The organism is Oceanimonas sp. AH20CE76 (assembly GCF_039654065.1).
GTDB lineage: Bacteria > Pseudomonadota > Gammaproteobacteria > Enterobacterales > Aeromonadaceae > Oceanimonas > Oceanimonas smirnovii.
In genome coordinates, this window is the sequence record NZ_CP155481.1 from 2365240 (window position 1) to 2388244 (window position 23005).

Annotated in this window: 23 protein-coding genes and 6 tRNA genes; 16 read left to right on the forward strand and 13 right to left on the reverse strand. The window is 59.0% G+C overall.

What is annotated here, in order from left to right; all coding sequences use genetic code 11:
- Nucleotides 1-45: 45 nt before the first annotated feature.
- The 3 genes from N2M06_RS11475 to N2M06_RS11485 all read right to left on the reverse strand — a co-directional run bounded on the left by N2M06_RS11475 (nucleotide 46) and on the right by N2M06_RS11485 (nucleotide 2414).
- The gene (locus N2M06_RS11475; RefSeq protein WP_026344739.1) at nucleotides 46-837 is read right to left on the reverse strand and encodes a class II glutamine amidotransferase; all 792 of its coding nucleotides are present in this window, start codon (nucleotides 835-837) and stop codon (nucleotides 46-48) included.
- 5 nt (nucleotides 838-842) lie between these two features.
- Nucleotides 843-1424, reverse strand: coding sequence for a D-sedoheptulose 7-phosphate isomerase (gene lpcA, locus N2M06_RS11480; RefSeq protein ID WP_019934331.1), 582 nt, complete (start codon nucleotides 1422-1424; stop codon nucleotides 843-845).
- A gap of 78 nt (nucleotides 1425-1502) precedes the next feature.
- Nucleotides 1503-2414 (reverse strand): LysR substrate-binding domain-containing protein, encoded by a 912-nt coding sequence (locus N2M06_RS11485; protein WP_346350812.1) that lies wholly within the window; start codon nucleotides 2412-2414, stop codon nucleotides 1503-1505.
- A 115-nt stretch (nucleotides 2415-2529) separates the two neighbouring features.
- Between N2M06_RS11485 and N2M06_RS11490 the strand changes: the two genes are divergently transcribed.
- The 3 genes from N2M06_RS11490 to N2M06_RS11500 all read left to right on the forward strand — a co-directional run bounded on the left by N2M06_RS11490 (nucleotide 2530) and on the right by N2M06_RS11500 (nucleotide 6100).
- A complete protein-coding gene (locus N2M06_RS11490; RefSeq protein WP_346350813.1) occupies nucleotides 2530-3144 on the forward strand; it encodes a LysE family translocator in 615 nt (204 codons plus the stop codon).
- A gap of 72 nt (nucleotides 3145-3216) precedes the next feature.
- On the forward strand, nucleotides 3217-4671 hold the full coding sequence (locus N2M06_RS11495; RefSeq protein WP_346350814.1) for an AAA family ATPase: 1455 nt from the start codon (nucleotides 3217-3219) through the stop codon (nucleotides 4669-4671).
- A gap of 1 nt (nucleotide 4672) precedes the next feature.
- Complete coding sequence (locus tag N2M06_RS11500; protein ID WP_346350815.1) at nucleotides 4673-6100, forward strand: VWA domain-containing protein; 1428 nt, start codon at nucleotides 4673-4675, stop codon at nucleotides 6098-6100.
- Here the strand turns inward: N2M06_RS11500 and N2M06_RS11505 are convergent.
- Entirely contained in the window at nucleotides 6097-6531 is a 435-nt protein-coding gene (locus N2M06_RS11505; protein WP_346350816.1) for an N-acetyltransferase, read from the reverse strand. The genes N2M06_RS11500 and N2M06_RS11505 overlap by 4 nt on opposite strands.
- Before the next feature lie 170 nt (nucleotides 6532-6701).
- Between N2M06_RS11505 and N2M06_RS11510 the strand changes: the two genes are divergently transcribed.
- Together N2M06_RS11510 and N2M06_RS11515 are read left to right on the forward strand one after the other, a co-directional pair.
- Nucleotides 6702-8048, forward strand: coding sequence for a nodulation protein NfeD (locus N2M06_RS11510; protein ID WP_346350817.1), 1347 nt, complete (start codon nucleotides 6702-6704; stop codon nucleotides 8046-8048).
- A complete protein-coding gene (locus tag N2M06_RS11515; protein WP_346350818.1) occupies nucleotides 8045-8845 on the forward strand; it encodes a slipin family protein in 801 nt (266 codons plus the stop codon). The genes N2M06_RS11510 and N2M06_RS11515 overlap by 4 nt, the downstream gene beginning before the upstream one ends.
- A gap of 101 nt (nucleotides 8846-8946) precedes the next feature.
- Here N2M06_RS11515 and N2M06_RS11520 read toward each other — a convergent pair.
- From N2M06_RS11520 to hemA, 6 genes are all read right to left on the reverse strand, one after another.
- A protein-coding gene (locus tag N2M06_RS11520; RefSeq protein ID WP_346350819.1) for an IS3 family transposase occupies nucleotides 8947-10124 on the reverse strand; the annotation gives its coding sequence in 2 pieces (ribosomal slippage) (nucleotides 8947-9833 and nucleotides 9833-10124; 1179 coding nt in all).
- Between the two features lie 213 nt (nucleotides 10125-10337).
- Nucleotides 10338-11183, reverse strand: a complete 846-nt coding sequence (gene kdsA, locus N2M06_RS11525; protein ID WP_346350820.1) for a 3-deoxy-8-phosphooctulonate synthase — start codon at nucleotides 11181-11183, stop codon at nucleotides 10338-10340.
- A gap of 9 nt (nucleotides 11184-11192) precedes the next feature.
- Entirely contained in the window at nucleotides 11193-11999 is an 807-nt protein-coding gene (locus N2M06_RS11530) for a tetratricopeptide repeat protein (protein ID WP_317075173.1), read from the reverse strand.
- Nucleotides 11992-12834, reverse strand: coding sequence for a peptide chain release factor N(5)-glutamine methyltransferase (prmC, locus tag N2M06_RS11535; RefSeq protein WP_346350821.1), 843 nt, complete (start codon nucleotides 12832-12834; stop codon nucleotides 11992-11994). The genes N2M06_RS11530 and prmC overlap by 8 nt, the downstream gene beginning before the upstream one ends.
- The gene (prfA, locus tag N2M06_RS11540; protein ID WP_346350822.1) at nucleotides 12834-13919 is read right to left on the reverse strand and encodes a peptide chain release factor 1; all 1086 of its coding nucleotides are present in this window, start codon (nucleotides 13917-13919) and stop codon (nucleotides 12834-12836) included. Before prfA ends, prmC begins: the two co-directional genes overlap by 1 nt.
- Before the next feature lie 22 nt (nucleotides 13920-13941).
- Nucleotides 13942-15201, reverse strand: a complete 1260-nt coding sequence (hemA, locus tag N2M06_RS11545) for a glutamyl-tRNA reductase (RefSeq protein WP_346350823.1) — start codon at nucleotides 15199-15201, stop codon at nucleotides 13942-13944.
- A gap of 125 nt (nucleotides 15202-15326) precedes the next feature.
- Here hemA and lolB point away from each other — a divergent pair, with 125 nt between their 5' ends.
- Together lolB and ispE are read left to right on the forward strand one after the other, a co-directional pair.
- Nucleotides 15327-15905: a lipoprotein insertase outer membrane protein LolB gene (lolB, locus tag N2M06_RS11550; RefSeq protein WP_346350824.1), complete on the forward strand. Its 579-nt coding sequence runs from the start codon at nucleotides 15327-15329 to the stop codon at nucleotides 15903-15905.
- Nucleotides 15902-16732: a 4-(cytidine 5'-diphospho)-2-C-methyl-D-erythritol kinase gene (ispE, locus tag N2M06_RS11555; RefSeq protein WP_346350825.1), complete on the forward strand. Its 831-nt coding sequence runs from the start codon at nucleotides 15902-15904 to the stop codon at nucleotides 16730-16732. The genes lolB and ispE overlap by 4 nt, the downstream gene beginning before the upstream one ends.
- A gap of 32 nt (nucleotides 16733-16764) precedes the next feature.
- Here the strand turns inward: ispE and N2M06_RS11560 are convergent, their stop codons facing one another.
- Nucleotides 16765-16890 carry a hypothetical protein gene (locus tag N2M06_RS11560; protein ID WP_346350826.1) on the reverse strand — a complete coding sequence of 42 codons (126 nt, stop codon included), beginning with the start codon at nucleotides 16888-16890 and terminating at the stop codon, nucleotides 16765-16767.
- Between the two features lie 79 nt (nucleotides 16891-16969).
- Between N2M06_RS11560 and N2M06_RS11565 the strand changes: the two genes are divergently transcribed.
- Nucleotides 16970-17917 (forward strand): ribose-phosphate pyrophosphokinase, encoded by a 948-nt coding sequence (locus N2M06_RS11565; RefSeq protein WP_040614524.1) that lies wholly within the window; start codon nucleotides 16970-16972, stop codon nucleotides 17915-17917.
- Nucleotides 17918-18162: 245 nt separating this feature from the next.
- On the opposite strand, the gene N2M06_RS11570 is transcribed toward N2M06_RS11565, so the two are convergent.
- The gene (locus N2M06_RS11570) at nucleotides 18163-18906 is read right to left on the reverse strand and encodes a TSUP family transporter (protein ID WP_019934347.1); all 744 of its coding nucleotides are present in this window, start codon (nucleotides 18904-18906) and stop codon (nucleotides 18163-18165) included.
- A gap of 171 nt (nucleotides 18907-19077) precedes the next feature.
- On the opposite strand from N2M06_RS11570, the gene pth reads away from it, so the two are divergent.
- The 8 genes from pth to N2M06_RS11610 all read left to right on the forward strand — a co-directional run bounded on the left by pth (nucleotide 19078) and on the right by N2M06_RS11610 (nucleotide 21621).
- Nucleotides 19078-19674 carry an aminoacyl-tRNA hydrolase gene (pth, locus tag N2M06_RS11575; protein WP_346350827.1) on the forward strand — a complete coding sequence of 199 codons (597 nt, stop codon included), beginning with the start codon at nucleotides 19078-19080 and terminating at the stop codon, nucleotides 19672-19674.
- 14 nt (nucleotides 19675-19688) lie between these two features.
- Nucleotides 19689-20780 (forward strand): redox-regulated ATPase YchF, encoded by a 1092-nt coding sequence (gene ychF, locus N2M06_RS11580; RefSeq protein ID WP_019934349.1) that lies wholly within the window; start codon nucleotides 19689-19691, stop codon nucleotides 20778-20780.
- A gap of 232 nt (nucleotides 20781-21012) precedes the next feature.
- Nucleotides 21013-21089: transfer RNA gene (locus N2M06_RS11585), tRNA-Met, on the forward strand.
- 4 nt (nucleotides 21090-21093) lie between these two features.
- A tRNA-Gln gene (locus N2M06_RS11590) sits at nucleotides 21094-21168 on the forward strand.
- A 44-nt stretch (nucleotides 21169-21212) separates the two neighbouring features.
- A tRNA-Gln gene (locus tag N2M06_RS11595) sits at nucleotides 21213-21287 on the forward strand.
- An 80-nt stretch (nucleotides 21288-21367) separates the two neighbouring features.
- A tRNA-Met gene (locus N2M06_RS11600) sits at nucleotides 21368-21444 on the forward strand.
- A gap of 7 nt (nucleotides 21445-21451) precedes the next feature.
- A tRNA-Leu gene (locus N2M06_RS11605) sits at nucleotides 21452-21536 on the forward strand.
- Between the two features lie 10 nt (nucleotides 21537-21546).
- Nucleotides 21547-21621, forward strand: a tRNA-Gln gene (locus N2M06_RS11610).
- Between the two features lie 130 nt (nucleotides 21622-21751).
- Here N2M06_RS11610 and N2M06_RS11615 read toward each other — a convergent pair.
- Entirely contained in the window at nucleotides 21752-22921 is a 1170-nt protein-coding gene (locus N2M06_RS11615; RefSeq protein WP_317075166.1) for an FAD-dependent monooxygenase, read from the reverse strand.
- Between the last annotated feature and the right edge of the window lie 84 nt (nucleotides 22922-23005).

Genomic DNA, 23005 nt, shown 5'->3' on the forward strand with positions numbered 1-23005 from the left:
GCAAGCCTCATGCAAACTTTCTGCACAAAGCTTAGCTAATAAGCCTTAAGGCGTGGGATTTTCGCCGTTACCAGCCACCCGCTCGCCCAGCCAGAACAGGTTGTATTCTCCTGGCTGCATTTTGTGCCATTGCTCGTTATTGGTCAGCGGTTGAGTGGCGATCACGGTCACAATGTCGTTGGGGGTGGTTTCTTTCTGAAAGTCGATTTCCACGTCTTCGTCAATGAGCCGGGCCGGGCCAAAGGGCGCGCGCCGGGTGATCCAGTGCAGATTATTGCTGCAGTAAGTCATCAGGTATTCGCCGTCGGTGAGCAGCATATTGAACACACCCAGACCACGCAGTTGATCGCACAGGGTGGCCACATAGCGGAACATGGCCGCCATATTGCCGGGCTTGCGCGGATATTTCTGCTCCAGCTCGTGCAATATCCAGCAAAAGGCCAGCTCGCTGTCGGTATCGCCCACCGGCTTGTGGCGGCCGGTTTTCAGCTTGTTATAGCCACTCAGCTGGCCATTATGGGCAAAGGTCCAGTAACGGCCCCATTGTTCACGGGTAAAGGGATGGGTGTTTTCCAGGGCAATGCCGCCCCGGTTGGCCTGGCGTATATGGCTGACCACGGAGCAACTTTTGATCGGATATTCCTGCACCAGCTGAGCAATACGCGACTGGCTGGAGGGCTGCGGATCCTTAAAGGTACGCAATCCCTTGCCTTCGTAAAATACAATGCCCCAGCCGTCTTTATGGGGGCCGGTACGCCCGCCCCGCTGCATCAGGCCGGTAAAGCTGAAGCAGATATCTGTGGGTACGTTGGCGCTCATCCCTAGCAGTTCACACATGGCGGTTACTTGTTCTCCATTTCCTTTTCAACCAGCTGGATCAGAATATGAATGATCTTGATGTGCACTTCCTGAATGCGATCGGCATAGCCAAAGTGCGGCACACGAATTTCCACGTCGGCCAGGCCGGCCATTTTGCCACCGTCTTTGCCGGTAAGGGCAATGGTTTTGATGCCGTTGGCCCTGGCTACTTCAATGGCCCTGAGAATATTGGCCGAGTTGCCGCTGGTGGATAAGCCCAGCAGCACATCGCCCTGGCGGCCTACCGCTTCCAGATAGCGGGAGAACACAAATTCAAAACCAAAATCGTTAGACACACAGGAAAGATGGCTGGGATCGGAAATGGCAATGGCGGGGTAACCCGGGCGGTTTTCCCGGTAGCGGCCGGTCAGCTCTTCGGCAAAGTGCATGGCGTCGCAATGAGAGCCGCCATTGCCGCAAGACAGCACCTTGCCACCGGCCTTGAAGCTGTCGGCCAGCAATTTGGCGGCCTGCTCAATGGCGGCAATATTGGCGTCATCGGCCAGAAAGCGATTCAGTACCTCGGCGGCTTCGTTCAGCTCACTGCGGATCAAACTCTGATACATGTAATGGCCTCATTCTTGCGGTAAAAACGCATTTTGGCATAACTGCTGCAAAGCGGAAAGCCGGCGGCGGCCCCCGGGTTAGTTCAGCCGCACCTGCGCTATATTGTCGGGCAGTTTTTCAGGCCGCCGGCTAACAATAAATTCATAAAACTGATCAATCTGCTGCCGGCACCGCGTGTTGACGGGCCAGACCAGATAATAGCCGTCGCCGGTGGCCACCGCCGTGTTAAAAGGCAGCGCCAGCAGGCCGCTGTTGATTGCCTCCCGGCTGAGAAACAGATCTCCTACCGACACGCCATGACCGCTGATAGCCGCCAGACTGCCCTGCTCCAGGGTGTCGAACACCTTGCCGGTGAACAGCTCAACCTGCTCGCTGCGGCCGGTGGCAGCCAGCCAGCGCTGCCAGTCGCGCCGGTCCGGCGAAGGATGGATCAGCTCACACTCAGCCAGATTTTGCCGGGCCCGGGGCAGCAGTGCCGGCGCACACACGGGGATCAGCCACTCTTCAAACAAGGGCAGGCTTTGGGTGCCCGGGCCGAACTGGCCCTTGCCCAGCAAAATGGCGCAGTCAAAGGCTTCCCGGCTGAAGTCCACCTCGTCCACATCCATCCACACACTGCTTATTTGTACCAGCGGCGTTTTGTGGCGCTGCTGAAACTCGCTCAGCACCTGCAGCAGCCAGCGCATGGTAAGGGTGGACGGTGCCTTCAGCCGCAGCTCCTGTTGCTGCCGGCGAAAGCCGTGACAGGCTTTTTCCAGCAGCTGAAACCCTTCGCCCAGCTGGCCCGCCAGCACCTTGCCGGCGGCGGTAATGTTCACCCTGGGGCCTTTGCGCACAAACAGCTCACAGCCAAACCAGGCTTCCAGAGTGCGAATATGCCGGCTTACCGCCCCCGGGGTCACATGCAGGCTGGCGGCGGCCCTGCTGAACGATCCCAGGCGGGCGGCGGCTTCAAAGGCGCGTAAGGCATAGAGAGGCGGAAGGGACACGGCAGGCTCCATATTGAGTTTTACTCACATTAAATGGCAGCTTTATCCGCTTTTCAAGCACGGCGGTCATAGCAACAATGCCGTCATATTTTATTGATGATACCGGGTTGTTTATATGAACCTTGCTCTGCTGCTGGCCTACATCAGTGCCGTGCTTCTGCTGTTGCTCACTCCCGGCCCAGTGGTAGCCCTGGTGACCGGCACCGCCGCCCGTCATGGCCCGCGCCGGGCCTTTGCCACTGTGCTGGGCACCAATGCTGCGTCTCTGGTGCTGATTATGCTGGCTTCCCTTATGCTAGCGGGCCTGCTCACCCTGCCCGGGCCGCTGTTATACGGGCTGGCACTGGCGGGCTCCGGTTATATTGGCGTAACGGCCTGGCAGGATTTGCGGGCCGGCCCGGCGGGCGGCCCGGCTGAGGCCGGCAGCGGCGGTGTGGCCAGAGGATTCTGGACCGGCATTTCCAACCCCAAGGATCTATTGTTCTTTGTGGCGTTTTTTCCTCAGTTCATCAGCATTACTCACAATACCGGTGCCAGCCTGCTGATCCTGTCCGGCCTGTGGGTGCTGTTCGATCTGCTGGTGCTGTCTTTATACATTTGGGTTATCGGCCGCTGGATGGCGGGCAAACAGGGCGAGCGGATTGGCCGGCTTTCCGCCTGGCTGCTGTTGCTGATGGGCCTGGCGGGGGTGTTTTATAACGGGGCTCGCTGCCTGGAATTGTTTTCGTGACATTGGTCACACTCGGCTTTTTAAGTACAATGTTGCCAAGCTTTTAATACAAATTACTTACAGGTCTGGCACATGGACGCAAAAAACCGCATTGCGGCACTGATCGAACACCTGCAGCATGGCCTGCTGGAGCGGGAAACCCCGGCCCGGCTGGCGCTGCTGGCGGCCCTTTCCGGCGAGCACCTGCTGCTGCTGGGACCGCCCGGCACCGCCAAGAGCGAGCTGTCGCGCCGGCTGCACACCCTGATGCACGACGGCAGCTATTTTGAACGGCTGCTGACCCGCTTCTCGGTACCGGAAGAGCTGTTTGGCCCGCTGTCCATCAAGGCGCTGGAGCAGGACCGCTACCTGCGCCAGACGCAAGGCTACCTGCCCGAGGCGTCCATTGCCTTTATTGATGAAATCTTCAAGGCCAACAGCGCCATTCTCAACAGCCTGCTGACCCTGCTGAACGAGCGCCAGTTCGATAACGGCAACGCGCGCCTGCCGGTGCCGCTGGTGTCTGTGATTGCCGCCAGTAACGAGCTGCCGGAAGGGGCCGAGCTGAACGCCCTCTATGACCGTTTTCTGCTGCGTTTTCAGGTGGCCCCGGTGGGCGACGATGCCTTTACCGGCCTGCTCACCCTGAACAGTGACTATCAGGCTCCGGCGGCCGAGCTGAAGCTGACCAGCACCGAACTGGCCGATCTGCGCAGCCAAGCCGAACAGCTGCCCTTGTCGCCGGCGCTGATCCGCCTGCTGCACAGCCTGCGCCGTTTTCTCGCCGAGCAGGAAATTCCGGTCTCGGACCGGCGCTGGCGCAAGGTGGTCAAGCTGCTCAAGGTGTCGGCCTGCTGCAACGGTCAGTCACAGGCCGATCTGCTTGATGCCTGGCTGCTGCCCCACTGCCTGTGGCAGCAGCCGGATCAGCATGGCCGCCTCACCGACTGGTTGCACGAACACATTGCCGCCGACCCGGGCTTCAGTCCGCAGCTGGTGAGCGATATGGTAGACAGCTGGCAGGAGCGGCTGGATCAGGACGCCGATCCGGTACTGCCGTCCCTCAACGAGCAGGGCTATCAGCTTTATCTCGACGAGCAGGGCCAGCCGGTCACCGAAGCCAAAGGCCAGCGCCACAAGCGCAATGAAAGCGGCCAGCTGCTCTATCGTCAGCCCCGGCTGCCCGACTCGGTATTTACCGAGCAGGAAATTCGCAACCTGGGCGGCAACCTGGATCAATATCAGCCGCTGCTGGAAGATTATGTACGCCCCAGCGCCCTGCAGCCCAAGGCCTGGCCCGCCAGCCACGTGGCCTCGCGTCTGCGCCAGCTGGATGAACGCATTAACGAGCTGGCGGACTATCTGGCCTGGCTGGATACCCAGCAACAGGGTCTGGGCCAGCGTTTGCGTCAGCACCTGTGGCTGAGCCCGGAGCTGGGTGAGCGCGCCCGCGCTCAGCTGGAGCAGCAGCAGGCCGGCCTGAGCCGCCAGCATGAGCGGCTGCAGGCCCTGCGTGAGGCCTTTGCCGACCTGCCGGTAGAAGGCTGACATGGCCTCTGCCCAAAGCGCCGGCCTGGCGCCGTTAAGCGAGCTGCCCGACAGCCTGTTCAGCCTGGTGGTCACTCACCCCCTGGGCAGCCTGCTGCCCCGGGCCAACCGGGTGCTGGCCATGCTGAGCGAGCTCGACAAGGGCCGGCTGCCGGCCCCCGGCAACTGGCTGAGCACCAGCACGGAGCGGCGCATTCGTCAGCTACTGGTGCGCGCCAATGCGCTGGAATACAGCAAGGAAACCCCGGACGTGGCCCGGGCCATCGTGCAGGACATATTGCTGGTGCTGGAGCAGGTGGAGCTGGACTGGCCGGCCACCGCCGGTTTGCTTACGCAACAACTAGGCATTGCCGCCGAGCGGGCCGAGCGCCGTGCCCGGGCCCGGCACACACGGCAGGCCCTCACCAGACTGGCGGAGCAGTGGCAGCAGCGCATCACTCTTTGGCAGGCGCTGGATGACGTGGCCGAGGAATTCGGCATTGCACCGGCCATCGGCACCGATAAAGACAGCGGCAACCTGCGCGATCGCGCCTGGTTTGATCTGCTGCGGCTGGCCCGCTGGGTGGCGGAGATTCGTGAGTTACAAAAACTGCTTAAACTCATGGGCCAGCAGCGTCCGGATCCGGAGCAGAGCGCCACCCTGAGTCAGCTGCAGCAGATGATGAGCCCGCGGGAAAACGGTCCCAGAGAGCGGCGGCTGCCGGGCATTCCCATGGAAACCCAGGGCATTACCCGCTCCGATAACCTGTCCCGCATGCTGGCACTGGAAGCGGCCCTGCTGGGGCATCCGTCTTTGCATATGCTGTGGCACGCACGCCGGGCCGAGCAGAGCCTGCTCAGCTACGCCGTGGCCGGGGTGATGCCCATCGACTCTGGCAACGACTGGCCCCTGCCCCGGGCGGGCAAGGGCGAAGGTGACGGCAAGGGCACTCAGCTGGGCCCCATTATTCTGTGTCTGGACACGTCCGCCTCCATGCACGGCCTGGCGGAGCAGGTGTCCAAGGCCATGGTACTGGAAGCTCTGCGCATGGCCAAAAAGCAGCAAAGAGGCTGTCTGGTGTATCTCTTTGGTGGCGCCGGCGAGCTGCTGGTGCTCGACAATCAGACCCTGACCCTGCCCGAGCTGCTCGACATGCTGCGCGGCTCCTTCAGTGGCGGCACCGATGTGAGCACGCCGCTCAATGCCGCCCTCACCCGGCTGCAGCAGCAGGAATGGCGGCAGGCGGATATTCTGCTGGTGAGCGACGGCGAGTTTGAAGTCTCCAGAGAGCTGCAGGCTCAGGTGGAACACGGCAAGGAAGCCCTGGGCGTGCGCCTGTTTGGCCTGCAGCTGGGCTACGCCACCGCCCTGCACGCCATGCGCAAGGTGTGTGATCCTGTGCACCTGTTCAGCGACTGGCGCAGCCTGGAGCAGGCAGCCAGAGCTTAACCTCTCACCATCAACAGCCTTGGCTCGCCGGGGCCGAAGTAATCGTTTTCACGGCCGGCTTCGGCAAAGCCGAGGCGTTGGTAAAGCTGCAGGGCCGGGTTGTCGGGCAATACCGTCAGTTTAATGCGCGCGCAGCCCTGCTCTTCCAGTACGGCGACCGCCGCCTGCAGCAGTTGCCGACCCAACCCTCTACCCTGTGCCGCCGGTGTTACTGCCAGCGACAAGATCCAGCCCTCGGTGGCGCTTTCGCCCCGGCCCGCCAGCACATAGCCCAGCAGCTCACTTTCACTTTCTGCCACCAATAACGAGCCCGGCCACAGATCCCAGGCCTGGCGCAGAAAAAAGTCAGGGTAGCCGTGGCTGCCAAAAGCGGCGCACTCCAGGCCATAGACCGCCGCAAGATCGCCCTTGATTGCAGTTCTTATCGTCATCAATTGTTCCTTATCCTTGTATTGCGGGCAAGTATGGTAAGCGCATTAAAGGCCTGTTGCACAGGCCCTGCCGGCTAAAGCGGTAGCTACAGCTACGCCATCCTGCCCACTCCAACTGTTTAAATAATAAGCTAACAGCTACGCTTTAAATGTGTACAAAAGGAGGCAGCATGACGTGGCGAACAGGCTGGTGGGCATGGTGGCTGCTGCTGGTCAGCGTTATGGTGCCGGCCGAGGAGCGTTACTGGCAGCTCGATATCAAGGGGGCCATAGGCCCCGGCATTTCCGACTATCTGGTGACCGAGATTAATCAGGCCCAGAGTGAACGCCCGGCGCTGGTGCTGCTGACCATGGACACCCCCGGCGGCCTGTACAGCGCCACCCGCGATATTATCAGTGCCATGCTGGAGTCCAGTATGCCCGTGGTGGTTTATGTCTCGCCCGGCGGTGCCCGGGCCGCCTCTGCCGGTACTTATATTCTTTATGCCAGCCATGTGGCCGCCATGGCCCCGGGCACTCACCTGGGGGCCGCCACCCCGGTACAGATGATGCCCGCCGGCACGCCACCAGCCGGCGAGGCGGATAAAGACGAAGAAAAGGATGGCAGCAGTCCGCCTGCCGGTAGCGCCATGGAGCGCAAGTCCCTTAACGATGCCATCGCCTATCTGCGCAGCCTGGCCCAGCTGCGCGGCCGCAATGTGGAGTGGGCCGAGCAGGCAGTGCGCAACGCCGCCACCCTCACCGCCCCCGAGGCACTGGAGCAGAAGGTGATTGAGCTGGTGGCCAGTGATATTGCCGAACTGCTGCAGCAGCTCGACGGTCGCGAAGTCTTCCTTAAAAACGACACCCTTACCCTGGCCACCTCCGGACTGATTGCCGAACAGCGCCGGCCCGACTGGCGGCAGCAGTTTATTATTACCATCAGCAACCCCAATATCGCCTACCTGCTGATGCTGGTGGGCGTTTATGGTCTGCTGCTGGAGTTTTACAGCCCGGGCTTTGGCGTGTCGGGCGTGATTGGTGCCATCTGCCTGCTGCTGGCCATGCTATCGCTGCAAATGCTGCCCTTTAATATGGTGGGGCTGGGGTTGCTGGCGTTGGGGCTGGCGCTGATGGTAGCGGAAGGCCTGTCCCCCAGTTTTGGCATTCTTGGCGGCGGTGGTCTGGTGGCCTTTGTGATTGGCTCTGTGCTGCTGTTCGACACACCCGATCAGGCCTTTCGCGTGGCCTGGCCCTTTATTGCCGCCTTTACCCTTGTCTCCCTCAGCCTGGTGCTTGTAGTGGTGCGCTTGATCGTAAAACAGCGTCGGGCGGCTCCTGTCTCGGGGGCGGCGGCCATGATTGGCGAGCAGGCCAGAACAATAACGGCGCTGGATCCCGACGGCACCGTATTGCTGCAGGGCGAACGCTGGCAGGCGCACAGCCACAGCCGGATTGCCGCCGACAGCGCCGTGGTGGTGGTGGCGGTGCACGATCTGGTGGTAGAGGTAACACCGATACAGGAGGCCGAAGCATGATCATTGATTTTATTTATTTTCAGCTGTTGATCGTTATTCTGCTGGTCATGCTGTTTGCCAGCATGTTCCGCATTCTTCGGGAATACGAGCGGGGCGTGGTGTTTCTGCTGGGGCGTTTTTACAAGGTAAAAGGACCCGGCTTTATTATTCTGCTCCCCTTTGTGCAACAGATGGTGCGGGTGGATCTGCGTATTGTGACCATGGATATTCCCTCTCAGGATCTGATCTCAAAGGATAACGTGACCGTGCGGGTAAACGCCGTGCTGTATTTTCGCGTGCTGGATCCGCAAAAGGCGATCATTAACGTAGAGAATTATCTGGAGGCCACCAGTCAGCTGGCCCAGACCACAATGCGCTCTGTGCTGGGGCAACATGAGCTGGACGAGATCCTCTCCGCCCGGGACACCTTAAATGCGGATCTGCAGCGCATTCTGGATCAAAGCACCGATAACTGGGGCATCAAGGTATCGGCGGTGGAGATCAAGCATGTGGATCTTGACGAGTCCATGATTCGGGCCATTGCCCGGCAGGCCGAGGCGGAGCGATCCCGCCGGGCCAAGGTGATCCACGCCACCGGTGAGCTGGAGGCCTCAAAACAACTGCTGGAAGCGGCCCGCATGCTGGGGCAACAGCCGGAAGCCATTCAGCTGCGCTATCTGCAGACCCTCACCGAGATCAGCAGCGACAACAGCAAAATCGTGGTGTTTCCCCTGCCCATGGAGCTGGGAAAAATATTGCAGAAAATGAGTTCGGACGAACCGCCGGAAGACCCCGACGGGCCAACGCAAATGACTTAAGCAAGCTGTAAGCCGTAAGCTATAAGCTATAAGCTATAAGCTATAAGCTATAAGCTATAAGTGTGGAGTGTGGAGTGGCCCCGATAAAGTAGACACTTAAGTTAAGCGGCCGCTGCGTAGGCATTGGGAGTTATTCCTCCCAGCGCCATGTGGCGCCGCACTTTCGGGTAATACTCGTCCGTATAATACCGGACTTCATCTGCCATTTCGTCTCTTCCGAGCATTCCCAGAGGGCGAGTCCACTCCTTCTTGAGCAGCGCGAAGAAGCTTTCCGAACAGGCGTTGTCCCAGCAGTTACCTCGGCGTGACATGCTGATGGTAATTCCCCGTTTATTGAGCCAACGCATCACCTCTTCGCTCCGATACTGGCTGCCTTGGTCTGAGTGAAACAGCAGCTGTTTCCCATCTGGCTGCTGTTGTTGCCACGCCTGCTCAAGGGCCTCCAGCACCAGCTGAGCGCTATTGATCGCACCCATGGCTCGGCCCACCACGCGGCGTGTGCCCAGGTCCAGGACTGCAGCAATGTAGAGCCAGCCTTCACTGCACCGGATTTGGGTGATATCTGATACCCAAACTCGGTTCGCTGACCCCACCGAGAACTGGCGATTCAGCAGATTCGGCAACACAGGCAAGGATGATGCTGGCTTTTGATATCCTGCTTTAGGAGCCGTGCATGAACGATAACCAGCGTCTCGTAGCAACCGCTGCACCTGATTTTTACCACAACAGAATCCGGCATCCCGCGCGTCCAGCCATAGCTTCCGATATCCCGGCACATTCTTCAGTTGCCTGGCTCGCTCGAGCAGGAAGGTTTTCAGAGTTTGTCGCTTGATGGCACGCTCTCCCGGAGTATGCTGACGTGCTCGCCAACGATAATATCCCGCTCGTGACACATTGAGTACTTCACACATTATCGAGACCCGCCAGCGTTGACTTCGTTGGGCCTCGATAAAGGCAAACCTTACTTGCTGTGCTTGGCGAAGTACTCTTGCGCCTTTTTTAGGATTTCGCTCTCCAGCTCTTTTCGTTCAAGCAGCTTCTTCAGTCGAGCATTTTCACGCTCCAGATCCTGCAAGCTTTTTTCTGGTCCGGTGTTTTCAACTGCTTTATCAGATGCTTTTTTGGCCATGATCCACTCTCTACGCCAGCGCTGTAATTGGGATGGATGAACACCAAGTTTGTCAGCAAACTGAGCTTGTGTCTTGGTGGTAGACAGCGAGGCCTCGACGGCCTCACGTTTGAATGTGTCGCTAAAGCGACGGCGGGGTTTGTATTTCATAACACCTTCTCATTAAATGAAGGTGTCTACTTTTCTCGGGCCAGTCCAGCTGTAAGAAAAAACCTTTCCGCCCCCTGTGCAGGAATAACAAAAAAGCCGAGCTGGCAAGCTCGGCTGTATACCTGCAAACCCAGCCGGACAACTTTAAGCTTCTCGCTTACAGCTTTATTCCCTCCCCTTTTCAAGGGGAGGGTCAGGGTGGGGTTGTGAAGATTACCGAATATTCAGGGGCTCAAAACTCTTGATCAAGTCATCCAGCGCCTTGAGCTGGGTCAGGAAGGGCTCGAGTTTGTCGAGTGGCAGGGCGCTGGGGCCGTCACAGCGGGCCTTGCTCGGATCCGGGTGAGACTCCAGGAAGAGACCGGCCAGACCGGTAGACAGGCCGGCCCGGGCCAGATCCAGCACCTGTTCACGACGACCGCCGGACGCTTCACCCAAAGGATCCCGGCACTGCAGGGCGTGAGTCACATCAAAGATGATAGGGGCGTCATTCGTAGCCTTTTTCATTACGCCAAAGCCGAGCATGTCCACCACCAGGTTGTCGTAACCAAAGTTACTGCCCCGCTCGCACAGAATAAGCTGGTCATTGCCGCATTCAATAAACTTGTCGGTAATGTTTTTCATCTGCCCCGGGCTGAGGAACTGGGGCTTTTTGATGTTAATCACCCGGCCGGTGTCGGCCATGGCCTGCACCAGATCGGTCTGGCGGGCCAGAAAGGCCGGCAGCTGGATCACGTCTGCCACCTCGGCCACGGTTGCCGCCTGATGGGGCTCGTGCAAGTCGGTGATCACCGGCACCTTAAAGGTGTCTTTTACTTCCTGCAGCAGCTTCATGCCTTCTTCCAGACCCGGACCACGGAAGGAATGAATGGAAGAGCGGTTGGCCTTGTCCCAGCTGGCCTTGAACACATAGGGAATGCCCAGCTTTTCGGTCACCTTTACATAGTGCTCGCAGGCCTGCATGGCCAGATCCCGGGACTCCAGCACGTTGATGCCGCCAAACAGCACCATGGGCTTGTTGTTGGCGACCGCAATGTTATTGATGTGTACGGTTTTCATATCGGCTTCCTAGTGAAGGGTTTTGGGGCTGAGATCCAGGCCGGCTATCTGGGCTTTGAGCACATCGGCAATGGGATCATCCGGTCTGTGCTCAATAAAGAATTCAAAGTCGTCGGCGGCCAGTTTGCCGCAGTCCAGCTGCTCATACAAAAAGCCCCTGTCCCGCCGCTCAAAGGGGCAGTCGGGCTTGAGCCGCAGCAGCAGCTCGCTGCAGGCCAGCGCCTTGCCAAACTGCTGTTGATTGATATAGGCGGCCTTGGTCACGTTCAGCAGCCGCACCAGCACTTCTGTGTCTGAGGTGCCTTTAAGGTGCTCCGGTGTCAGCCGGGCCAGGTTGCCCCGGGCACCCCGCAGCAACAGCTCTACTTCATGACGGGGCAATTGCCGGCCGGTGAAAGGGTCGATCACCGCCCCTTCTTCTTCCGACCACATACGAACAAGAAAATGGCCGGGAAAATTAATGCCTTCGGCATCCACCCCAAAGCGCCGGCACAGATGAATAAGCAGGATGCCGAGGCTCACCGGAATACCTTCCCGCCGGGCCAGTACCCGGTTCATCAGGCAGTTATCAACGGAGAAAAAGGTGTCGCTGTCGCCGGCAAAGCCCAGTCCGTCATAGAGACAGGGCAGCAGATGCAGGGGGGCTATCATGTCTTCCAGCTCTTCCGCCAGCGCCCGCTCCAGCGCAAACAGCTCCCGCTCGGCTTCATCCCGGGCCGCCGGCCCTTCCAGGCTTTCCACCACATCTAGCGCCAGCGTCATCAGATCCAGCGGTTCGTCGCTGTGCCAGCGCTCACTGATATTACTTTCAAGCATGCTTCCTCCCGGGCCACTGGCCCAGGGTCACTCTGTCCTGCCCGCCGTAGTCGCGCAGCGTTGTGACCTGTTCAAAACCATTGTCGGTAAAAACGGACTGCACCGCCTCACCTTGCTGCCAGCCGTGCTCCACCAGCAGCCAGCCGCCGGCACAGAGGTGGGCCGGTGCCAGGCTGGCAATATGGCGAATATCAGCGAGTCCCTGATCGTCGGCCACCAGGGCCGACAGCGGCTCAAAGCGCACATCCCCCTGAGCCAGATGCGGATCGGCGGCATCAATATAGGGCGGATTGGAGACTATCATGTCAAAGGTCAGGCCGGCGAGGGGTTCAAACCAGCTGCCCTGGCGCACTTCCACATCGAGATCCAGCTGCTCGGCATTGCGCCGGGCAAGAGCGGCGGCTTGCGGGTTAAACTCCACCGCCATAACGGTATCGTCAGGGCGCTCGCATTTAATGGACAGCGCAATGGCACCGGTGCCGGTGCCCAGATCCACCACCCGTGCCGGCCTTTCGGGCAGGCGTGCCAGCGCCGCTTCAACCAGTGTTTCGGTGTCGGGCCTTGGGATCAGTGTTTCCGGAGAGACGTCCAGCATCAGGCTCCAGAACTCCCGCTGGCCGGTAAGATGAGCCACCGGCTCGCCCTGCTGGCGACGGCGAATAAGCTCGGCCAGCTCGGCCTTCTGCCCGGCAGACACCTCAAACTCGGGCCAGGCCAGCAGAAAGCTGCGGGGCTTGTTCAGCACATGGCACAGCAGCACGTCCGCATCCAGCGCCGGGGATTCGCCGCCGGCCAGTTGTTCGCGCAGTTGAGCGCGCAGTTCGCTCAGGCGCATTATTGTCCCGCCAGGGCGGCAAGCAAATCGGCCTGGTGCTCCTGCAAAATGGGCTGGGTGAGCATATCGAGCTGGCCTTCCAGCACTTCACTCAGCCGGTACAGAGTCAGGTTGATGCGGTGGTCCGACACCCGGCCCTGCGGGTAGTTGTAGGTGCGAATGCGATCGGAGCGATCACCGCTGCCCAGCAGGTTGCGGCGGGTGCTCTGCTCTTCGGCGTGGCGCTTGTCCTGCTCGGCCTGAGCCAGACGCGAGGCCAGCACCGCCATAGCCTTGGCCCGGTTCTTGTGCTGGGAGCGTTCGTCCTGACATTCCACCACCATGCCGGTGGGCAAGTGAGTAATACGAATGGCAGAGTCGGTTTTGTTAACGTGCTGACCACCGGCACCGGAGGCGCGGAAGGTGTCTACCTTGAGATCCGCCGGATTGATCTCCGGGGCCTCGGCCTCGGGAATTTCCGGCATCACCGCCACCGTGCAGGCAGAGGTATGAATGCGGCCCTGAGATTCGGTTTCCGGCACCCGCTGCACCCGGTGACCGCCAGACTCGAACTTGAGCTGACCGTACACGCCGCTGCCCTCAATGCGGGCAATGATCTCCTTGAAGCCGCCGTGCTCGCCCTCGCTGGCGCTGACAATTTCCACCCGCCAGCGCTGAGTCTCGGCATAGCGGCTGTACATACGGAACAAGTCGCCGGCAAAAATGGCCGCCTCGTCGCCGCCGGCCCCGGCGCGAATTTCCAGAAAGCAGTTGTTATCGTCGCGCGGATCCTTGGGCAGCAGCAAAATCTGCAGCTCCTGGCTCAGGGTCTCGATGGCGGCTTCGGCGCTGTCGATTTCTTCCTTTGCCATGGCTTTCATTTCGGCGTCGTCTTCCGCCAGCATTTCTTTGGCCTCGGCCAGATTCTCCTCGGCCCGGCGGTAACGCTGAAAACAGGCCACCACGTCTTCCAGCTGAGCATATTCCCGGGTCAGGGCGCGATATTGATCCTGGTTGTTGATTACCGAGGCCTCGCCCAGCAGCGCCTGCACTTCCTGGTAGCGCTCTTCCAGGCCTTCCAGTTTTTTCAGTACGGATTCGTTCATCAGCGTCTCGCGGTTGTGCCGGTCAGGGCCGGCTGATGCCCAGGCTGCGGGACAGCACCGCCAGCATGTCCTGATCGCCGTCTTTGCCGGCCTGACTCAGGGCCTGGGTGGGAGTATGAATAAGCTTGTTGGTCAGCCGGCGGGTCAGCTGCTGCACCACCTGGGTGGCGTCTTCGCCCTGGGCCAGCGCCTGCAATGCCCGGGCCAGCTCCTGCTCGCGCACCGCCTCGGCCTGAGCGCGGTAATGGCGGATCAGATCCACCGAGTGCAGCGAGCGGTACCAGGCCATAAACTGATCCCGCTCTTCCAGAATAATGCGCTCGGCCTGAGCCGCGGCCCGTTTGCGGGCTTCCATATTCTGCTCGATGATGCCCTGCAGATCGTCCACGGTATAAAGGTAGGCGTCGTTCAGTTCATCCACCTCGGGCTCAATGTCCCGGGGTACGGCAATGTCCACCAGCAGAATGGGCTTGTGCCGGCGGGCCTTGAGCGCCCGCTCCACCATGCCTTTGCCGATAATGGGCAGGGGGCTGGCGGTGGAGCTGATCACTATGTCGGCCTGAGGCAAAAAGTCGGGGATCTGCTCAAGCGTCATCACCTCGGCTTCAAATTCCTGCGCCAGGTTCTGAGCCCGCTCCAGAGTACGGTTGGCCACCATCATTTGAGTGACCGATTGCTCACGCAGGTGCCGGGCCACCAGTTCGACCGTTTCACCGGCGCCCACCAGCAGCACCTTGGTGCGGCCCAGATCCGAGAATATACGCTTGGCCAGACTGACGGCGGCAAAGGCCACCGACACGGCACTGGCACCAATGTCGGTTTCAGTGCGTACCCGTTTGGCGACAGAAAATGACTTCTGAAACAGCCGCTCCAGCAGGCCTTTCAGGCTGCCCGCCTGATGGGACTGACTATAGGCCTGCTTGATCTGCCCCAGTATCTGCGGCTCGCCCAGCACCAGAGAATCCAGCCCGCAAGCCACTCGCATTAAATGGCGAATGGCCTCTTCACCCTGATGCTGATACAGGCAGGCAGTGAGTTCGTCTTCGTCAAGATTGTGAAACTGCTGCAGCCAGTGGCGCACCACGTCACTGTCGCCGCCCTCACTCAGGCTGCAATACAGCTCGGTGCGGTTGCAGGTAGACAGGATCACGGTTTCTGCCACGCCGGGCGCGCTCATCAGCTCCTGCAGTGCCCGAGGGGCAAGATCAGGGCCAAACGCCACCCGCTCGCGCAGGGCGACGGACGCTGTCTTATGATTGATTCCCAGTACCAGCAGGCTCATGAGGATTTTATGCGGCTCACATCGTTTTTCGATTAGCCGTCTATTGTACGAGAAAGGCCAAATCTTTAAAAGTCACCGGCCTTGCCCTTATACTGGCTTTCTCTTTTTTCAGCGGGGTGCCTTACGTGCGTACTGTATTGATTTTTATTGGCTTGTTGCTGGTTTCCGGCTGTGCCTACCGGGCCGAACAGGCGCCGGCAGGTTCCTGGCTGGCTCAGAAGCAACAGCTGAGTGAGCTGGAAAACTGGCAGCTGGCGGCCAAACTCGGCATCATCACCCCCGACGAGCGCGGCAGCCTGAGCCTGTTCTGGCGCAATAACAGTGACGATTACCGCCTTAATCTCACCAATGTGGTGGGCAAACGGGTATTTGATCTCAGCCGGCGCAATGGCCGTATTGAACTGATCGACAGCGAAGGCCAGCGCCACACCGCCAGCAATGCCCGGGATCTGGTGTATGCCCTTACCGGCTGGGATCTGCCGGTGGAACAGCTGGCCGACTGGATAAAAGGCATGCCCGGCGATGCCGACACCGTCAGTTTTGATGCCGATGGCCGCCCGGCACAAGTACAGTCTCATGGCTGGCAGCTGCGCTATCTGGGGTATACCCAAATAGACCGGCTCTGGCTGCCCAGCCGGCTGGAGCTGAGCCACAACACCACTACCCTAAAGCTGGCAGTCAGCCGCTGGGAGCTGAACCCATGATATGCCTGCCCGCCCCGGCCAAGCTCAACCTGTTTCTGTACATTACCGGTCGCCGTGATGATGGCTACCACAACCTGCAGACCCTGTTTCAGTTTGTGGACTTTGGCGATGAGCTCGGCTTTGAAACCGCCGATGAGCTGACCTTGTCTCCTGAGCTGCACGGCGTCGCACCCGAGAGTAACCTCATCATAAAAGCCGCGCGCCTGCTGCAGGCACACACCGGCAGCCATAAAGGCGCACATATTACCCTCACCAAGCGGCTGCCCATGGGCGGTGGACTGGGCGGCGGCTCCAGCGATGCCGCTACCACCCTGGTGGGGCTGAACCGGTTATGGCAGCTGGGTCTTGGTAATGACGAGCTGGCAAGCCTGGGACTTCAGCTGGGTGCAGACGTGCCGGTGTTTGTGCATGGCCGCGCCGCTTTTGCCGAAGGGGTGGGCGATATTTTTACCGATGCGGCGCCACCCGAGCCCTGGTATCTGGTGCTGAACCCGGGGGTGGAAGTGTCGACACCGGCTGTTTTTACCGATCCTGAACTGCCCCGTAACAGTCCGGTAATGAGCCTCGAACAGCGCCTTAACTCACCCTGGCAAAACGACTGCGAAGCACTGGTTAAAAAGCGACACCCCGAGGTTGCCAAACTTCTGAGCTGGTTGCTAGAATATGCGCCGTCACGAATGACGGGCACAGGTGCGTGTGTTTTCGGCACCTTTGACAGCCGGAAAGCAGCTGAAAATGCGCTTGAAAATGCGCCGGCAGGCACAGTGGGGTTTGTTGCCAAAGGCTGCAACCAGTCTCCTTTGCTTACGGCAATCAAGGCCCTGTAAGCAACCGTCAATAACCCGTGAACAAGACAGAATCAGGCAGCGATGGCATGAAAACGGGGTGGGCTCGTTTTCTCCCTTATCCCAAGGGTCAGTTCGCTGCCGGCGGTCGCCAGCAGGACGACACGGCCAATGGCCGGCTCACCGTTGAATGCTCTCATTCAACACCCTGACTGGCGTTCCGAACCAGACTAAAATTCCGAAACCACCACCCACGAAGCAACCCCGAGGTTTTAAACCGTGCCCGACATGAAGCTGTTTGCTGGTAATGCAACGCCGGAACTCGCCCAACGTATCGCCGATCGTCTTTTCATCAAACTGAGTGCTGCCGATGTTGGCCGTTTCAGCGATGGTGAGATCAGCGTACAAATCAACGAAAATGTACGCGGCGGCGATGTCTTCATCATCCAGTCCACCTGTGCGCCCACCAACGACAACCTGATGGAGCTTATCGTCATGGTCGACGCCCTGCGTCGGGCCTCTGCCGGTCGTATTACCGCTGTCATTCCCTACTTCGGCTACGCTCGTCAGGATCGCCGTGTGCGTTCTGCCCGGGTGCCGATCACTGCCAAGGTAGTGGCCGACTTCCTGTCCAGCGTGGGTGTAGACAGAGTACTCACCGTAGATCTGCACGCCGAGCAGATTCAGGGCTTCTTTGACGTGCCGGTAGACAACGTATTCGGTACCCCGGTACTGCTGGAAGACATGAAAGCCAAAGGCCTGCAGGATGCCGTTGTGGTGTCTCCCGACATTGGTGGTGTGGTGCGTGCCCGTGCCGTGGCCAAACTGCTGGACGAAACCGATATCGCCATTATCGACAAGCGCCGCCCCCGCGCCAACGTGTCTCAGGTAATGCACCTTATCGGTGACGTGGAAGGCCGTGACTGCGTGATCGTCGACGACATGATCGACACCGGCGGCACCCTGTGCAAGGCCGCTGAAGCGCTGAAAAACCGTGGTGCCAAGCGCGTATTTGCCTATGCCACCCATGCCGTGTTCTCCGGCAACGCCGCCCAGAACATCAAGGACTCAGTAATCGATGAAGTCATCATCACCGACTCCGTGCCCCTGAGCGATGAAATCAAGGCCATCAGCAAGGTCAAGCAACTGACCCTGTCGCCCATGATGGCCGAGGCCATTCGTCGCATCAGCAACGAAGAGTCCATCTCCGCCATGTTCGAGCAATAAGCACGGACAAAACAGCTGGAAGCCTGAAGCTGAAAGCCGGAAGTAAAAGCCCGCGAGATTCGCGGGCTTTTTTGTAATTGCAACGGACATGCATACAGTCAACGCCAATGTTTAATGAAGCAGCAGTGGGGATTGCCGAAGCCGACCGTCAAATGTCATGGATGACATTTGCCGAGCGTCCCAGGGATGGGCCCGAAGCGTGTCGGCGGAGCGTAACCGCACTGATGCTTCACATTGCGTATCCATTACAGCTCCCCGAAGGGGGTGTAAAAACGAATAAAATAATACCCGCTCAACGCCATACCAAAGGCGACAATGCCCCAGGCCAGCAGGCGGGGCTTTATCCATTCCAGCACCCGGGCACCCAGCTTGCCGCCAAGCAGATAACCCAGCGCCAGCAGCAGCGCCTCATGCCAGTACACCAGCCCCGACACGGAATACACCACTATAGTGGCACCGCTGGCCAGCATCGACAGATACAACTTGATGGCATGTTGCTGCAGACTGGAGCCCATGCGCAGCTGGCCCATCAGCGCCATCAGCAGAACCCCAAGGCCACCGCCAAAAAAGCCGCCGTAAAAACTGCCCCCCAGGAGTGCCGGCCAGGCTGCAGGTTTCATCAGCAAAGGTCCCTCAAACCCTTTGCTGCTAAGCAGCTGGCGGCCATAAAGCAGGCTCACCCCCAGCAGCAGCCAGGGCACCAGATAGTTAAAATTGTCAGCCTGAAACCGGGTCAGAGCAAAAGCGCCCAGACCGCCACCGGCCAGGCCAATCAGCGTCAGCGCCAGCAGCGGGCCGCCGCGCAGACGCTTGCGCATGCCCCAGAAGGCGCTCACATAACCGGGCCAGGACGCCACACTGGCGGTGGCCACAGCCCCGGTGCTGGGAATGCCCGCCCCCAGCAGCGCCGGCAGAGTAAAAAACAGGCCGCCACCGGCCAGCGCATTAACCACGCCGGCAAGCAGGGACCAGCCCAAAAGTTCAAGCATGATGATGTCCGTAAAATAGATTCTGTGCAGATAAAGCAAAAAGTGAAGGACTCACTTTTGAATGAACAATCATAGCACAGATTGTAAACAATGAACCTGAAAGTCCCTCATGGTGGCCATTATCACCGCACTTCATTAGAATATGGCGTCATTTTAACGGCCAATTCAGCTATGCAATCTATCGAACTTATTGTCGGACTGGCTAACCCCGGCCCGGAATACGCCCAGACCCGGCACAATGCCGGTGCCTGGTATGTGGCCGAGCTGGCCCGCATGCACGGCACTCAGCTCAAGGAAGAAGGCAAATTCTTCGGCTGGACCGGGCGCGTGCGCATTGGCGGCAAAGAGGTGCGTCTGCTGGTGCCCGCCACCTTTATGAACCGCTCGGGTAAAGCGGTAGCGGCTCTGGCCAACTTTTACCAGATCCCGCCCGAGTCAATTCTGGTGGCCCACGACGAGCTGGACCTGTCACCGGGCATAGCCCGCTTCAAGCAGGGCGGCGGCCATGGCGGCCATAATGGCCTGCGCGACATTATCAGTTGCCTTGGCAACAACAAGAACTTTTACCGGCTGCGGCTGGGCATAGGCCATCCGGGCGATAAATCCCGGGTCTCTGGCTTTGTACTGACCAAGGCCCCGGCTGCCGAGCAGACTCTGCTTGATGCCGCCGTGGACGAAGCTGCCCGCGCCACCGATATTTTATTCAGTGAAGGCATGGTCAAGGCAATGAACCGCCTGCATGCCTTCAACGCCAATTCCACCAAGTAATTCAGGACATTATCATGGGTTTTAAATGCGGTATTGTGGGTCTGCCCAACGTAGGCAAATCCACCCTGTTCAACGCACTGACCAAGGCCGGCATCGAAGCGGCCAACTTTCCGTTCTGTACCATAGAGCCGAACACCGGCGTGGTGCCGGTGCCGGACAAGCGTCTCGACGCCCTGGCCAAAATTGTTAACCCTCAGCGGGTGCTGCCCACCACCATGGAGTTTGTGGACATCGCCGGTCTGGTAGCAGGTGCTTCCAAGGGCGAAGGTCTTGGCAACAAGTTCCTGGCCAATATTCGCGAGACAGATGCCATCGGTCATGTAGTACGCTGCTTTGAAAACGACAATATAGTGCATGTGGCCGGCAAGGTATCACCGAAAGACGATATCGAAATCATTAATACCGAGCTGGCCCTGGCGGATCTCGACACCTGTGAGCGTGCCATTACCCGCAATGCCAAGAAAGCCAAGGGCGGCGACAAGGATGCCAAGTTCGAGGTCTCGGTACTGGAAAAACTGCTGCCGGTACTGGAAGAAGCCAAAGTGCTGCGCAGCGTGGAGCTGACCAAGGAAGAGCGGGCGGCCATCGACTATCTGAACTTCCTTACCATCAAACCCACTATGTACATTGCCAACGTCAATGAAGACGGCTTTGAAAACAATCCCCTGCTGGCCGAGGTGGAAGCCATTGCTGCCGCTGAAAACGCCATCGTAGTGCCGGTATGTGCCGCCATGGAGTCGGAAATTGCCGAGCTGGATGCAGAAGAAGCCGCCGAATTCATGGACGACATGGGTCTGGAAGAGCCGGGCCTGAACCGGGTGATCCGCGCCGGTTATGAGCTGCTTAACCTGCAGACTTACTTTACTGCCGGAGTGAAAGAAGTACGCGCCTGGACCATTCCTGTGGGTGCCACCGCCCCTCAGGCCGCCGGTAAAATTCATACCGACTTTGAAAAAGGCTTTATACGCGCCCAGACCATAGCTTATGAAGACTACATCACCTATAAAGGTGAACAGGGTGCCAAGGAAGCGGGCAAACAGCGTGCCGAGGGCAAGGATTACATCGTTAAAGACGGTGATGTGATGAACTTCCTGTTTAACGTGTAAGTCCTTTTGAGGGAGTGGGGAGCAGGGAATGGGGAATGGCCTAATCCCTAATCCCCATTCCCTCCAGCCTGCTGTTAATCTCACCGGCTTTTGCTCAGCTTCACGACAAGCCGTTCAGTTTGTGGCCAACCGGCTGCTGCAAAGCAATTTTTTGAAGAAAAGAGGTTGACGCTGTCGGAACGGATACGCATAATGCGCCCCGTTCGGTGACGGAAGGTCATCAACAAGCAGTGGCTATGTAGCTCAGTTGGTTAGAGCACATCACTCATAATGATGGGGTCGCAGGTTCGAATCCCGCCATAGCCACCATTGCTGGGGTATCGCCAAGCGGTAAGGCAGCGGGTTTTGATCTCGCCATTCCCAGGTTCGAATCCTGGTACCCCAGCCATTTTCAAATGTGCTGGTATATGTTAAAAATACGGGCGCAGCTGTTGGGGTATCGCCAAGCGGTAAGGCAGCGGGTTTTGATCTCGCCATTCCCAGGTTCGAATCCTGGTACCCCAGCCATTTTCAGGAAATGTTGAAGATACAGCACCAGATGCACTTCAGACGTTTCAGGAACATTGAGGCGACTCAATGCTTTATGTGGCTATGTAGCTCAGTTGGTTAGAGCACATCACTCATAATGATGGGGTCGCAGGTTCGAATCCCGCCATAGCCACCACTCTTTTGCGGGAGTGGCGAAATTGGTAGACGCACCAGATTTAGGTTCTGGCGCCGCAAGGTGTGCGAGTTCAAGTCTCGCCTCCCGCACCATTTAAAAAATTGGGGTATCGCCAAGCGGTAAGGCAGCGGGTTTTGATCTCGCCATTCCCAGGTTCGAATCCTGGTACCCCAGCCATCTAAAGCAAAAAACCAGCCTTTCGGCTGGTTTTTTGCTTTCTGGGATTAGGGATTAGGGATTAGGGATTAGGGATTAGGGATTAGGGAATCGTACCTGTCCCAATTCCCCATTCCCTGCTCCCCCGCAGTTAAAGTCCCATGGCGTATTTCATCACTTGCTTTTTCAGCGGTCCGCTGTGCTCGGCGGCCTTTAGCCCCAGGTTACGCAGCAGCTTGAGCGGTGGCAGCTCGTTGCTGAAGGCCTGATAAAACACATCCATGGCCCCCTGCATCAGCAGGTTGTCGGGACGGCGGCGGCGTTCAAAGCGCTTGAGCAGCTCAGGAGCGGCAATATCCTCACCCTGCTCCACCGCCTGATGAACCAGCTCACTCAGCACCGCCACGTCCTTGAAGCCCAGGTTTACCCCCTGCCCCGCCAGCGGATTGATGGTGTGGGCCGCATCCCCCAGCAGCACCACACTTCCCTTTACGTACTGGTTGGCATGACGCCGGCGCAGAGGAAAGTGGCCTTTATCGAGCACGGTCACCGGGCCAAGCCGGGGCGGAAAATGCGCCGCCACCTCGGCAGCCAGCGCCTCATTACTCAGGGCCGCCAGCTGTTCAATACGGTCTTTGCTGTCATACCACACCAGCGAGGCTTTGCCGTTGCCCAGCGGTAACAGCGCCCGGGGGCCGGATGAACAGAACTGCTGCCAGGTAATGTCCTGCTCAAGCTGCGCTCCTGCCACGCTGATCAGCATACACTGCTGGGCATAATCCCAGGCGGTGACGCCCATGCCCGCCAGCTGCCGCACCCGGGACTCGGCCCCGTCGCAGGCCAGCACCAGCCGGGCCTGCAATTGCTCGCCATTACCCAGGGTAAGCAAGGCACCTTCGGGGGTTTGTTGCAGTGTCTCCATGGTCTGAGGGCAGTCGATGGTCACGTTATGCCACTGGGCCAGGGTCTGCCACAGACCCAACTGAATAATACGGTTTTCCAGCATGTAGCCCAGATACTCACAGTCCAGCTCTTCAGCACTGAAATGAGTGGCAAAGCCCTGCCACTCGCTCGCCTCCAGCTTTTGGTAAGGCCAGGCGCGCATGTGAGTAATGGCCTGCCAGGCACCGGCCTGCTGCAACAGCCTTACCGAGGCGGCACTGATGGAAGAAATACGCAGATCATGAGGTTGTGCGGGTGAAAACTCGACGGGCTGGCGGCCTTCCAGCACGCGAATGGATAGCCCGGCAGGTGCCAGCATGGCAGCGGCCAACGCCCCTACCATGCCGCCGCCTACAATAGCGATATCACACTGTTGCATTGTTTACCCTCCGGATTTTTCCGTTATTCTACCCTAACTCTCATTGTTTGGCCGACGGCAATTTGCTCATTTGGCACCGGACCG